The sequence below is a fragment of the Ignavibacteriota bacterium genome (assembly GCA_019637995.1).
In the GTDB taxonomy this organism is placed as follows: Bacteria; Bacteroidota; Ignavibacteria; order Kapaibacteriales; family UBA2268; genus JANJTB01.
The window spans coordinates 1,251,784-1,265,026 of sequence record JAHBUQ010000001.1; the positions used below are offsets into that span (position 1 = coordinate 1,251,784).

General features: G+C 34.0%; 11 protein-coding genes. 4 read left to right on the forward strand and 7 right to left on the reverse strand.

Features of this window, described 5'->3' with window-relative positions:
• Nucleotides 1-117 precede the first annotated feature (117 nt).
• The 4 genes from kbl to KF896_04890 all read right to left on the reverse strand — a co-directional run bounded on the left by kbl (nt 118) and on the right by KF896_04890 (nt 4,611).
• The gene (gene kbl / locus KF896_04875; GenBank protein MBX3043030.1) at nt 118-1,362 is read right to left on the reverse strand and encodes a glycine C-acetyltransferase; all 1,245 of its coding nucleotides are present in this window, start codon (nt 1,360-1,362) and stop codon (nt 118-120) included.
• 166 nt (nt 1,363-1,528) lie between these two features.
• Nucleotides 1,529-2,803, reverse strand: coding sequence for an NADH-quinone oxidoreductase subunit D (locus tag KF896_04880; protein ID MBX3043031.1), 1,275 nt, complete (start codon nt 2,801-2,803; stop codon nt 1,529-1,531).
• A 111-nt stretch (nt 2,804-2,914) separates the two neighbouring features.
• Entirely contained in the window at nt 2,915-3,811 is an 897-nt protein-coding gene (locus tag KF896_04885) for a cation transporter (protein ID MBX3043032.1), read from the reverse strand.
• On the reverse strand, nt 3,808-4,611 hold the full coding sequence (locus KF896_04890) for a hypothetical protein (GenBank protein MBX3043033.1): 804 nt from the start codon (nt 4,609-4,611) through the stop codon (nt 3,808-3,810). Before KF896_04890 ends, KF896_04885 begins: the two co-directional genes overlap by 4 nt.
• Before the next feature lie 152 nt (nt 4,612-4,763).
• On the opposite strand from KF896_04890, the gene rlmN reads away from it, so the two are divergent.
• Nucleotides 4,764-5,831 carry a 23S rRNA (adenine(2503)-C(2))-methyltransferase RlmN gene (rlmN, locus tag KF896_04895; protein MBX3043034.1) on the forward strand — a complete coding sequence of 356 codons (1,068 nt, stop codon included), beginning with the start codon at nt 4,764-4,766 and terminating at the stop codon, nt 5,829-5,831.
• Nucleotides 5,832-5,847: 16 nt separating this feature from the next.
• Nucleotides 5,848-6,753 (forward strand): hypothetical protein, encoded by a 906-nt coding sequence (locus KF896_04900; protein MBX3043035.1) that lies wholly within the window; start codon nt 5,848-5,850, stop codon nt 6,751-6,753.
• A gap of 201 nt (nt 6,754-6,954) precedes the next feature.
• Here KF896_04900 and KF896_04905 read toward each other — a convergent pair whose 3' ends face one another.
• A complete protein-coding gene (locus KF896_04905) occupies nt 6,955-8,388 on the reverse strand; it encodes a tetratricopeptide repeat protein (GenBank protein ID MBX3043036.1) in 1,434 nt (477 codons plus the stop codon).
• 171 nt (nt 8,389-8,559) lie between these two features.
• Here KF896_04905 and KF896_04910 point away from each other — a divergent pair, with 171 nt between their 5' ends.
• Nucleotides 8,560-9,657, forward strand: a complete 1,098-nt coding sequence (locus tag KF896_04910) for a DegT/DnrJ/EryC1/StrS family aminotransferase (GenBank protein ID MBX3043037.1) — start codon at nt 8,560-8,562, stop codon at nt 9,655-9,657.
• Between the two features lie 63 nt (nt 9,658-9,720).
• On the opposite strand, the gene KF896_04915 is transcribed toward KF896_04910, so the two are convergent.
• On the reverse strand, nt 9,721-10,335 hold the full coding sequence (locus KF896_04915) for a thioredoxin family protein (GenBank protein ID MBX3043038.1): 615 nt from the start codon (nt 10,333-10,335) through the stop codon (nt 9,721-9,723).
• Nucleotides 10,336-10,363: 28 nt separating this feature from the next.
• Nucleotides 10,364-11,197 (reverse strand): hypothetical protein, encoded by an 834-nt coding sequence (locus KF896_04920; GenBank protein MBX3043039.1) that lies wholly within the window; start codon nt 11,195-11,197, stop codon nt 10,364-10,366.
• A gap of 81 nt (nt 11,198-11,278) precedes the next feature.
• Between KF896_04920 and KF896_04925 the strand changes: the two genes are divergently transcribed.
• Nucleotides 11,279-13,177 (forward strand): alpha-amylase, encoded by a 1,899-nt coding sequence (locus tag KF896_04925; GenBank protein MBX3043040.1) that lies wholly within the window; start codon nt 11,279-11,281, stop codon nt 13,175-13,177.
• Nucleotides 13,178-13,243: the final 66 nt, after the last annotated feature.

Below are 13,243 nucleotides of genomic sequence, written 5' to 3' on the forward strand. Positions count from 1 at the left end.
AATAACATCTATTTCTTAATATATGAAATTTTAATTTCATAATTAACAAAATCTTTTAATAAAAAATGGGTTCTAAATTTAAAAATTTAGAACCCTGTTCTTAATCCTTATCGAAAATTAAATCATTTTCAATTCTTTTCCAACTTTTATAAACGAAGCAATTGCTTTATCAAGATGATTGTCGTCATGAGCCGCTGAAATCTGCACCCTGATTCTATCTTTCCCGCGAGGGACGACAGGAAACGAAAATGCGATTACATAAATTCCTTCTTCAAGCATACGATTAGCAAATTCAACTGCTAAAGCAGAGCAATTATCATACTTACCGAACATTATCGGTGTGATTGGATGGTCACCCGGAATAATATCAAAACCCGCTTCAGTCATCTCTTTTCTAAATCTTTGTGTATTTCTTTCCAGTTTATCACGTAGTTCGGTGCTTGCAGTAAGAATTTCAAGACATTTTAGAGTTGCTCCGACTATCGCAGGCGCAAGTGTATTTGAGAATAAATAAGGTCTTGCTTTATTTCTCATCCATTGGATAATTTCTTTTCTACCTGAAATGCAACCACCCGATGCTCCACCCAATGCTTTTCCGAAAGTAGTTGTGATAATATCAATTCTGCCCATTACATTGCGATATTCATGTGTACCTCTGCCTGTTTTTCCAAGAAAGCCTGAAGCATGACATTCATCTATCATTACCAACGCATCATATTTTTCCGCCAAATCACAAATTTCATCAAGTTTGGCTATATCACCATCCATGGAGAAAACACCATCGGTAGCAATTACTTTAAATCTGCATCCCTTTTCATTAGCTTCTTTCAGGCATCTTTCCAATCCTTTAAGTTCTTTGCCGGAAGCAATATCCAATTCTTCAATATCACGCATATCAGCATGTTTATATACCCAACGTTGAGCTTTAGAAAGCCTTATACCATCAATAATTGATGCATGATTCAATGCATCAGTAATAATTGCATCATCAGTACCGAAAAGTGGCTCAAAAACTGCACCATTAGCATCGAATGCAGCACAGAAAAGGATAGTATCTTCAGTACCTAAAAATTCTGAAACCTTATGTTCGAGCTCTTTGTGAATATCCTGAGTGCCACAAATAAATCGCACTGATGAAAGTCCGAATCCTCTGTGATCAATCATTTCGTGAGCAGCTTTTATAAGTTCAGGATGTGATGACAAACCCAAGTAATTATTGGCACAGAAGTTTAATACAGTTTTTCCGTTAACAACTATTTCAGCTCCCTGAGGTGATTCAATAATTCTTTCATGTTTGTATAATTTTTGTTCTTCAAGTGACTTGAGTTCACTTGCAAGAAAGTCTTTCATTTTTCCGTACATTTTTTATCTCCGTACAAAATAGTTTTTTAAAATTGTAATTTTTAGCAAAAATAAAATTAAGCAATTTTCACAAATTATAAAAATTATATTTCTATTTAGAAAAAAAAACTGCTGTATTATTATTAAATACAACAGTCTTCAAATGGTTATCATTTTTTTGTAATTCTTATTTGTCAGCTTCGCCCATAACGGGGTCAATAGAGCCAATACAAGCAACAACATCAGAAAGCATTGAACCTTCAATCAAGTAAGGTAAAGCCTGTAAATTTGAGGAAGATGGGCTTTTGATTTTCATTTTCCATGGATGTCCTGTACCATCTGATACAATAAAGAATCCCAGCTCGCCTTTTGGTGATTCAATGGCTGTGTAGGTTTCACCCGGCTCGGGAGCTGCACCAAAATTTATCAGCATAAAGTCATGAATCAGCTCTTCCATCTTAGTGTAAACTTCAGCCTTTCTCGGAAGCACTTTTTGTGGCTCTTTCGCAAGGATAGGACCTTCAGGCATTTGGTCAAGTATTTGATTAATCATTTTAATACTTTCTTTCATTTCCTGAATTCTAACCATATATCTTGCCCAGCAATCACCTTCATTGTATGTAATAACATCGAAATCCAGTTTATCGTAAACAAGATAAGGCATATCTTTCCTTAAATCACGAGCTACACCTGAACCACGAAGGCACGGACCTGTAAATCCAAGCTGAATAGCTTTTTCCTTATCAATAACCCCAATACCCGCTACACGATTTATAAAAATTCTGTTTCTATGAACTAATTTTTCGGTTTTGGTTAATTGTGCCGGAAATTGAGCTGTCCAGTCACGAATCATTTGAAGTGTGCGATTATCAATATCATTAGCTACTCCACCAATACGTGTATAACTGGTTGTAAATCTCGCACCGCAAATCAATTCAAATATATCATACAGCTTTTCACGCTCGGTAAATGTCCAAAGCAGTACTGTCATAGCGCCGACATCCATACAAGTAGCACCCATTGCCATCAGATGTGATGATACACGAGCCATTTCTGCAACAAGTGTCCTTATCCATTTTGCCCTTTCAGGTATATCAATTCCCATAGCATTTTCGATTGCCATCGCAATTGCTACGTTATTAGACAAAGGTGATAAATAATCAAGCCTGTCAGTATGAGGTATAAATTCATGATAAGTAACATTTTCAGCTAATTTTTCATAACCGCGGTGAAGATATCCGAGCTCAGGCACACATTTCATTATTGTTTCACCGTCAAGTCTGAGTAAAACCCTTAGCACGCCGTGAGTAGCAGGGTGCTGGGGACCCATATTGAGTATCATATCATTTTCAATTGCATCTTCAAATGATACGGTTGTATCGCCATCCATTAATTCGCGATAGATTTTGTCCTGTCTTATCTCAGTTAGTCTTTCGACTGCTTCTTTAGTTCTTAAATTCATCTAGTTTTCTCCGACATCCAGAGCTTAATTATGATTTTTGAAATTATACTTTTTACAAATGTCAAATATATGATTTTTTGACGAAATATCCGCACTTTTGGTGATAAAAAATTAAAAGTAATTTGAATTTTTTAGATAAATGGAATTTAATCCCGGTTCTACATGTACTGTTGTTTTCATTTTCAATTGAAAATAAATTGATTTTTCCACAGCACTTGCTATTACATGAGCATCAAGTACACTCATTTCCGATGGCAGACGAATATCAATATTGAGCTCTTTGTGCTCACCGTAATTATGAAGCCTAAAATGATGTACGCTTGTAATCGCAGGATTTACATCCTTAGCAATACGCATAATTTTTTCTTTTAACTCATGATTCGGATTCTCTCCAAGCAAAGTATTTGCTGATGTACGAATAATTTGATAAGCAACCCAAAACAGCATCACCGAAACCATAAATGTCATTGCACTGTCGAGCCACCAAATACCGCCACCGAATATTGCCCCAATGACAATAATCACTGTTGATATCGCATCTGTTCTGTGATGCCAGCCATCAGCTATTAAAGACTCTGATTTAACTTTCTTTCCAACATAAATTGATGTTAATGCCATCAATTCCTTAATTACTATCGTAATTGAAAACATAATGACAGATGATGTGGAATAAGTGACTATCTTATATTCCTGAATTCGGACTACTGCATCTTTAATGAATTCAAATCCAATTACTCCCAGCAAAGTGGCAATCATTATAGCTACAACAGGCTCTGCCCTGCCGTGTCCGAAAGGATGTTCGTAATCTGCCGGTCTACTTGCATACCAATAGCCGAACAACACCAAAAATGAAGTTATGGAATCTGATAATGAATGCCATGCATCTGCAATCATTGCAAGTGAATCGGCTTCTATACCTGCATAATATTTAAATGCAAATATTATAACATTTAATATTATAGATGCCCATATTACAACAAAAGGTAATTTTTTTAAATCAAAAGTCAAAATTTCATTACCTTTGCGATTGTAATAATCAAATTCTCGGAAAACAGCTCATCCAAACTAACTGATTTATTCTTTCCTTTAGTTTTCACTTTGACTTTTGGTTTAGGAGGATTAACTATTAGTTCAGTAGAAATATTTACACTTTTTAAAGGTATATTGTGACTGGAAAGTATCTCTTCTAATGCCAGTTTTCTTTTGTCAAGCAAATCATTCAACTGAACTTCAGTTGTTACCGTTTTATCCCTAACTTTCTTTTTCCCTTTTTTGTCCAAATAATTTTCTTTAACCTTGTAAGACTTGAAATAAGAGTCAGCTGAGCTGATTTTTGCCTCAAGAATAATTCCCTTTTGGTGTTTAAGGAGTTTTTTTAATTCACTTACAACTTCATCAAAATTTGAATTAAATTTCTCAGAATTTTTTTCAAAAAAGGCTCCGGACGCAAGACTAATTCCTTGCTTTAATGGAGTGAGAAGGAATTCGTAGCCTAATTCTGAGTAAGAGTTGTAAACAGGAATATCAATTTTCTGAATATCTTTTTCCTGTAACCATCCTTCTATGATCACATCATATTTTTTTCCGGAAGGAACAACTATTTGAAAATCACCTTCACCGGAGTTTGATGATGATGTTATTTCTTTACCTTCATCATCAATAAATTTTATTTTGGTACCAATCGGCTTGTTGTTTGATTTATTAATCAACTTTCCCTGCACCAATACTACGGAATTCGAGTATAAGGGTAGCAGTGAAGTGATTGTAAAAAATACTATAACTAAATTTATAAAAGTGAAATTATACATATTTTAACCATAAGATTACACAATAACAATATGACGTATTACCCATAATTAATATTAATAGTATTTGATAAATAACGTATTTTCGTTCTGGAACGTCAATAAAATTCAAATCAAAACGCATTATAAATATATATAAATTAAGTATGATACAATTGAATAAAAGAAATAACATAAAAAATTACGATATTGAGGAACTCGAAAACTATTTAACTTCTAAAAATTTCGACAAATTCCGTGCAGCGCAGATATTTAACGGTATTTATTCGGAAAAATTTGAGAATTTTAATAAGATAACTACATTACCATTGCAATTAAAAAATCATCTGACTGAAAATTTTTCAATATGGTCCCTTAAAACAAAAAAAGTCCGAGAGTCAAGCGATGGCTCAATTAAATATCTTTTCGAACTGTTTGACGGTAAATCCGTCGAAGCAGTTTATATGCCTTGGTACGACGAAACAGACGGCGAAATTGAGCGTGTTACACTTTGCATTTCATCTATGGCAGGCTGTCCGGTGGAATGTGCTTTCTGTGCGACAGGAACAATGGGTTTTCAGAGGAATTTAGAGACTTCTGAAATTATTGACCAGATACTTTTCGTTGAAAAAGATTTAGGAAAAAAAATAACAAATATTGTTTTTATGGGTATGGGAGAACCACTTCTGAATTTCACGAATGTTGTCAGAACAATCAGCATTCTGACACATCCGGCAAATAAGTTACTGACAAGAAAAAAAATCACTCTTTCGACAGTCGGTATAACAGCAAAAATAAAGCATTTAGCATCCACGAAAAATCCCGTAAAACTTGCAATATCACTACATGCTACAACAAACGGTTTCAGGGAAAAAATCATTCCAATGGCAAAAGGTGTCAGACTTAACGAACTGATGGATGTGGTGGAATTTTACTACCGTAAAACCAAAATGCCAATTACTTATGAATATATACCATTTGAGAGTATGAACGATACAGACGAAGATGCAGTAAGGCTTGCCAGGATTCTAAAGCGTGTACCATCGAGAGTTAACATCATTCCGTTTAATGATATATCTTTCACTGGTGTAAGCGGATTTGCAGCATCACTTAAACCTACAAAAATGGAGAGAGTACTTGAATTTGGAGCTCTGGTACGTAGAAACGGGGGTGCTGTTACAATTCGGGACACCTTCGGAACAGATATTGAAGCCGCTTGTGGTCAATTAGCTTTAGCCGAATAATTAAGGGAGAAAATTTATGAAAACATTTTTTTTGAGCATATTACTTATTCTAATTTTTTGCGAAATCAAAGCCGATGTACTTGATAATTTTGTTGGAAACGCTAATACTATTTATGTTATAAGACTTAAAAACGGAGATTTACTAACAGGGCAGCTCATAGATATTATTGAAGACTCAGGCGAAATGGGCAGTTCAATCAAATTTCGAACTCAGATTGGTACAACAACAATTTATGGTTCGGAAATTATTGAAATTATCATAAAAGATGATTTAAACCGACATTCGCACAGAGCATTTATAATGCCAACGGCAGAACCTATTGGCAAGAACCATTTCGTAGGGAATTATATGATTGCTTTGTTTTATGCGGGATTCGGCATTTATGATTATGTTTCAGTAACCGCAGGAAGAAGTGTAATTCCAACTGTTCTGAGGCAGGACCAAATCTCTGTACTTAATGTTAAAGCTACTTTATATACCTTAGATTGGGAGTCAATGAAAGGTGGTATGAGCATAGCTATTGGAGGGAACCTTGCATTTATAAATGACAGAAACAGGTTTTCGCATCTTTTTACAAATATTACTTTTACAGGTGACAGAACTGATATCACAGGTATGGTTTTCATGAAAACAGGGCAGGATGAACTGTATGAATACCGTTTCGCAGAAAGAGTTTATAATTCATTTTATGCGAATAATTCATTCGGTATTGGAATGGGTTTGACAACTAAATTTTCTGAGAGGCATGATTTATATTTTGTTGGCGAGTTATGGAATACAGATATTGCAAAAATCACAAATACCGGACTCATAGGTGCTATCAGATTGCAAAACAGTTCATTTTCTGCTGATTTCGGATTAATGTATTTCACACCATTCACTCTTATTCCGGTAGTAAATTTTATATGGACTCCATTCTAAATTTACAAAATATTAACTTTTACTGTAACTATTTTAAAGTTTTAAACGTCTATATATATGAACATAATTATGAAAAAAAATAAAACGGTCATTGAATAGCCTTAAAAAATGAATTAGATCACTTGTTCTCTTCATAGCACTCCCTTTCTTAAGTTTAGTTCATAAAATTCAATGACCGTCCTTTTTTCAAAAATCTAAAATTTAAATCAATTTCTCAAGTTTTGCATGATAAGACAAAAATTCTTCGCAAATACTTGGAAAATCTTTTTTAAATTCATCATATTTAGTAGAATCAATTTTTATTGACTCTACAAGACACTTGAGAGATTTCTTGATATTATCTCTTTTGAGGTAAATCTTGGAAAGCAAATACCAGGCATCAGAATGTGAATATGATGAATCTAAGATTTTATTTAAATAAATTTCCGAATTTGCATAATCCTTTAATTCGTAATAAATATAGGCTACGTCATAAAGACTATGTTCGTCGTGGGGTGAAAGCTCAAGGGCTTGAATGTAAACACTTAATGAATCATAAATCCTGCCCATATTATAAAGTAAATCTGCTTTTGCCTGCAAAATATATTTAGAATTTGGTGTATATTTTAAGGCAAAATTGTAATCCTCAAGAGCTTTTTCGTAATTATCCAGAAAATCATAACAAAAACCCCTTGAATAATATGCCTGATAATATGACGGATCAAGTTCCAAAACTTTAGAATAAGATTCAATTGCACTTAAATACTGTTTATTATCTGTATATGTAGAACCAAGATTATAAATAGTATCTATGTCGTTGGGTGAATAATTTAATATTTCCGTATAAGCTTCAATCGCCTCAATCAAACGTCCTTCGACTGTGTACATAGTACCAAGATTAAAAAGTGCAGCAAGGAAATCATTTTTCAAAGCAAGACAATTCAAGTAACAGTCCATAGCTCTGTAGCTTGCACCTTTATTGCCAAACATTACACCAAGGTTGTACCAAATCAGATGATCCATTGGCTTTAAATCCAAAGCTTTAATATAATAATGTTCAGCTTCAGAATAATTTTCAAGTGATTGATAGCAATTAGCCAGTTCCTGCCAGATTTCATCAGGATTAAATGAAATATTATCTAAATATTTTAAAATATCAAGCGCTTCCCTGAAGCGACCTAAAGATTGCAAAAGTAACGACTTCCTAAAAAGTGCTTCTTCATTTCCCGGTTCTGTTGATAAAATATTATTCAGTAAATCCAAGCCTATTTTTGCATTACCGGTACGTTCAAGCACTAATGCCTTAGTCAATAACACCTCATTATCAGCAGGAGCTAATCTCTCAGCTTCATTAATACTTCTTAGAGCTTGCCCCGGGCTATTTAACTGGTAAAATATTACTGCCTTCTTATGGTGAGCTTCATAAGAATCAGGTAAATAATCTGTCCATATATTGCAGAACTCAAGAGCGTCCTTATACTTTTCAGTCGAAACACAGTAATCAACAAGAGTCTCGATAATATCAACTCCGGGCCATTCTCTCTTGCTCTTCGCAGGATTCCGGATAATTTTTTGATAATATTTTATCTTATCCTCTATATTGCGAAAGCCATCATTGTCATCATCTATAGAGTCGTTATATTCTAACCAATCCACTTTTTTAAATTTTGTAATAAAACATAATACAAAGATTAAAAATATTTCTGACATTTTCCAAATATTTTCAAAAAAATATCTGTATTTTTGTAAATATTTATTTTGTTAATAATTTTTTTAATGAAATTAGCTATAAAAAATAGTCCTATTATACTAACTAAGAAGAAAAAAATGGTAAAATTTCTTGATTTGAAAAAGCAGTACTTCTCAATAAAAGGAGAAATCAATAACGCAATCAATTCCGTAATCAACGATACAGCTTTCGTCGCAGGAAAATACGGCAAACAATTCGAAGAAGCATTCTCAGATTTTATTGGATCTAAGCATTGCATAGCTGTAGGCAATGGAACTGACGCCCTTGAGATTGCCTTGGAATCGCTCAATCTACCTGCTGACAGTGAAGTAATTGTACCGGCTAACTCATTTATAGCTTCTTCTGAAGCTGTTACAAGAGCCGGTCTTAAGGTAAGGTTTTGCGACCATAATCAATATTACACTATGGATATTGATGACCTGCAAAAACAGATTAATCAGAATTCATCAGCTATAATGCCTGTTCATCTATATGGACAACCTGCTATGATGGATGAAATAATAGCTATAGCAAAAAAACACAATCTGAAAATAATCGAAGACTGCGCGCAGGCTCATGGTGCTGAATACAAAGGTAAAAAAGTTGGTACTTTCGGAGATGTGGCTTGCTTTAGTTTTTATCCCGGGAAAAATCTCGGTGCTTATGGTGATGCAGGAGCTATTGTAACAAATAGTGATGAAATTGCAGAAAAATGCAGATTGATAAGCAATCACGGATCGAAGGTAAAATATCTTCATGAGTTTGAAGGGAGAAATTCAAGAATTGACGGCATTAATGCTGCAATTCTATATGTAAAGCTTAATCATTTGCCCAAATGGAATATGATTCGCAATACAGCTGCAAATTATTATATTGCTTCTATGAGGGATTTCAATGGTATTGTTCTGCCGGAAATTATGCCCGATGTATTTCATGTATTTCATCTTTTTGTCATCAGGCATCCTGAAAGAAATAAGCTTGCTGAACATTTAAAAAACTCAGGAATTGAGTCGGGAATTCATTATCCTGTAAGTCTCCCAAGACTTGATGCTTATAGTTATCTTAATCAATATACAAATCATATGAATGCGGTCAAATTCGATTCTCAATTGTTAAGTCTTCCTATGGGGGACCATCTTACAAATGCTGAATGTGATTTAGTGGTGGATTCGATAAAAGAGTTTTTAGTTAAATAACTTAACAACTAATGGGCTGCCTCAATTTTTTGCAATTAGAAGGCAGCCCTAAAATTTGTATTTTTAATTGCTATACTTAACTGAGCAACCGTAAGGCTGCGAAGTTGGGGTTGATACTTCCTTACCTAAAAGGAGTTCATCAAGAGCCGCCTTCACAAAATTCTTTGAATTTGGAATATCAGCTTTGTCTGTTGATTTTTTATCATCAATGCCACCCTGATAAACAAGTTTTCCATCCGGATTTATTATGTACATGTGAGGAGTAGTTCTTGCATCATAGAGCTTTCCAACTATGCCGATTTCATCAATCAGATAAGCTGTCATAGCTGATTTGCTGTCTTTGATACGTTTTTTGATTTCATCGTTATCGAAATGTCCCTGCTTTCCGGGTGCTGATGAGCAAATCGCAAGCCAGACTATGCCTTTTTCAATATACTCTCTTTGAAGATTCTGCATATTCTCACCACTGTAATGCTTAACTACAAAAGGACAATCGAAATTAATCCATTCAAGAACTACATACTTACCCTTAAAATCGTCCAAATTGTGCATCTTGCCATCAACATCACGTAATGAAAAACCAGGGGCGGATTTGCCAATTGCAGCGACATCCTGTGCAATTACACCGGCAGTCATTATAAGCACTGCTAATACCGATACAAAAAAATATTTCACCATATCAAGCCTCATACTAAATATAAAAAAATTACTCAATTTCAAAATTTAATTCAAAAGCATCTTTATTCTTTGCTTTAGAATTTTTGTTTATAATGATTCCAAAAATTTTCTCAGGATTTCCCTCTCTGTACTTGTCATATTTCAATTTTACTTCATATTTCGGATGCTTTATTAAATATTCCTGATCAGCTCCATTATCTAAAAATCCTGAATCATAAGGATAAAAAACCGGTATCTCAAGTGGTGAAATATCATCAGGAATTATAAAACTGATAGTAAGTCCATCATCAGACTTTTCTGTTATATTCCCTTTAGTTGCTATATTTTTTAGAGCTCTTTTAGATTCAGAATCTGCAAACAAGGGTAATGCTGAAGTATTTAGAACAGCGATATCACCAACCGGCAAACTAAATGTAATCCTTCTTGAGCCCGGAATACATTCTTCCTTACAAACAAGCCAAGAAATTTTTATTTGAATTGTAAGTACTGAATCCTTGAAATCTTTTCCGACTGTAATAGGAATTTCAAGCAAATGCCTATTCTTATAACCATAATTAGCCATTCCTGCAAAAGGAATTTTATCGGGAACTTCCCAAATAATTTCACCCGAACTAATATATTTCGGCAAAACTGCATCAATCACAGTTGGCAGTCCTGCATCACCCGGGTTAACCCAATAAGTGTGCCAATCGCTGTCAGGCACTATAATAATTCCTAATCTGAAAGTCATTCCCGGCTTTACTGACAAAAAGTCTGAGATAACTTCAGTTTTGACAAGTTTATTGCCATCATTATCGGTAGCAAAAGTCTGACTTGAAAAAATTGACAATATAAATATATATAAGATTATATATTTCTGCATTAATAATCTTTATTTAATAATTAATAGTTATCTTATAATTACGTTCATAAATAAATGATATTTTGTAAAAGCGGAAATAGTATGAAGAACTTAACATATTTTAATATCTTAAATGAAAGAATACAACAACTTAAAAAGAAAAAGTATAAGGATAGGTTTTCTGTACCGGGGCTTTGGCTTGAAAAGGAAGCAGTAGAAATAGAAATCAAACCATTTGATTTTTTCTCAAATAGAATTGAACGTATTAAAGACCTTTCAGCTGAAAAAGTCAGCCACAAGGAACCCAATGTGTATAACATGTTAGTCAGACTAACAGCTGCTTACGATCACAACAGCGATGGTAATCTTGAATTTAATTCAGGTAGAATCAGAAAGACAGGTACTTTTCTCAAAGCAATAGCACTGCTTCCATATATACACAGTTTGGGTGTAAATACTATTTACCTCCTCCCTGTTACAGCGATTGGTGAAGATGCAAAAAAGGGAAATCTCGGCTCTCCTTATGCTATACGAAACCCTTATAAACCTGATGAAAATTTGTCTGAACCAATGCTTGAACTTGATGTTGAAACAGAATTTAAAGCATTCTCGGAAGCTGTACATTTATTAGGTATGAAACTGGTTTGCGAATTTGTATTTAGAACTGCCAGTATTGACAGCGACTTGTCACTTGAGCATCCGGAGTGGTTTTACTGGATTAATTCTAAAACAAAAAATCGTGAAGCAGGCGAAAGTCAGGAATCAAGATATGGCTCTCCTATTTTTCTCAAAAGAGAACTTGATTTAATTAAACAAAAAGTTGAAGATGGAGACTTCGAAAATTTACCTGCTCCACACGAGCAGTTCAAAAAAATGTTTACTGAAGTTCCAAAAAAAGTTGCAAGAGTAGAAGGCAAAATCAGAGGGCTGCTTGCCGACAAAAAAACCGAAGTTCGTATTCCCGGAGCATTTGCTGACTGGCCTCCTGACGATAATCAACCTGCTTGGACTGATGTGACTTTTTTGAGAATGTATGACAGCAGTAAATTCAATTATATTGCTTACAATACTATCAGAATGTATGACAAAAATCTTGCAAAACCTGAGCTTAAAATTATTGAATTGTGGGAATACATCTCCGATATCATACCGCATTACATTGATAATTATGATATTGATGGCGTGATGATTGATATGGGACACGCTCTGCCATCTGACTTAAGACGAGAAATAGTAAACCGTGCTATCAGAAAAAGAAACGATTTTTTCTTCTGGGAAGAAAATTTCAGTTTGAGTGTTAAATCAGTTTTAGACGGCTACTCAGCTGTATTAGGATATCTGCCTTTTGATGCTCACAAGCCTGATAAATTAAGAAGCCTGATTGAAAGATTTGATAAGAAAGATATTCCTGTTAATTTCTTTGCAACTTCTGAAACTCACAATACACCGCGCTCTTTTTACAGAGTCACAAATCCTGATTATCTAAAGGCGATTTATGCATTCAACCTGTTTCTGCCTGCGATTTCTTATATTCATTCAGGTTTTGAACTTGCGGAAAGCAATCCTGTAAACACAGGTCTTGATTTTACAACTGAAGAGATTGAAAGATTTACTACTGATAAACTTGGTCTTTTTTCATCAGTTGCATTGAATTGGAATAACGAACAAAATATTGTCGGGTTCATTCAAAGATTAAGACTTTTAAAAAATGAAATCCTATTTGAAGCTGATGATATAAATACTTGCGAAATTCACTCGGTTATGGTAGACATTCCTGAAATTATCGGATTTATTAGACGAGAAAAATCAATCCGGAGAGAAATTCTTTTCATATCAAATTTTAGTGAAAAAGCAATTGATGAATGTTTTATTGATGTTTATGCCGGCATTTCTTGTTTGCGAAATTCTGTTTCAGGTGATATAATCATGACTGAAAACGGGAAATTTAATATAAGTTTCATGCCTTACGAATTTTACATATTTGAATTTATGATGATATAATTTTATTATTAGAATTCAAAAATGAATATTGCTGAGAAAACCAATAGTTTTCTTATAATTTTTAAC

Bases quoted from the DNA above. Each gene is read 5' to 3' on its own strand.
- KF896_04925 (MBX3043040.1), top strand. From the start codon at position 11,279: ATGAAGAACTTAACATATTTTAATATCTTAAATGAAAGAATACAACAA.
- kbl (MBX3043030.1), bottom strand. From the start codon at position 1,362: ATGTACGGAAAAATGAAAGACTTTCTTGCAAGTGAACTCAAGTCACTT.
- KF896_04890 (MBX3043033.1), bottom strand. From the start codon at position 4,611: ATGTATAATTTCACTTTTATAAATTTAGTTATAGTATTTTTTACAATC.
- KF896_04915 (MBX3043038.1), bottom strand. From the start codon at position 10,335: ATGGTGAAATATTTTTTTGTATCGGTATTAGCAGTGCTTATAATGACT.
- KF896_04910 (MBX3043037.1), top strand. From the start codon at position 8,560: ATGGTAAAATTTCTTGATTTGAAAAAGCAGTACTTCTCAATAAAAGGA.
- KF896_04920 (MBX3043039.1), bottom strand. From the start codon at position 11,197: ATGCAGAAATATATAATCTTATATATATTTATATTGTCAATTTTTTCA.
- KF896_04880 (MBX3043031.1), bottom strand. From the start codon at position 2,803: ATGAATTTAAGAACTAAAGAAGCAGTCGAAAGACTAACTGAGATAAGA.
- KF896_04900 (MBX3043035.1), top strand. From the start codon at position 5,848: ATGAAAACATTTTTTTTGAGCATATTACTTATTCTAATTTTTTGCGAA.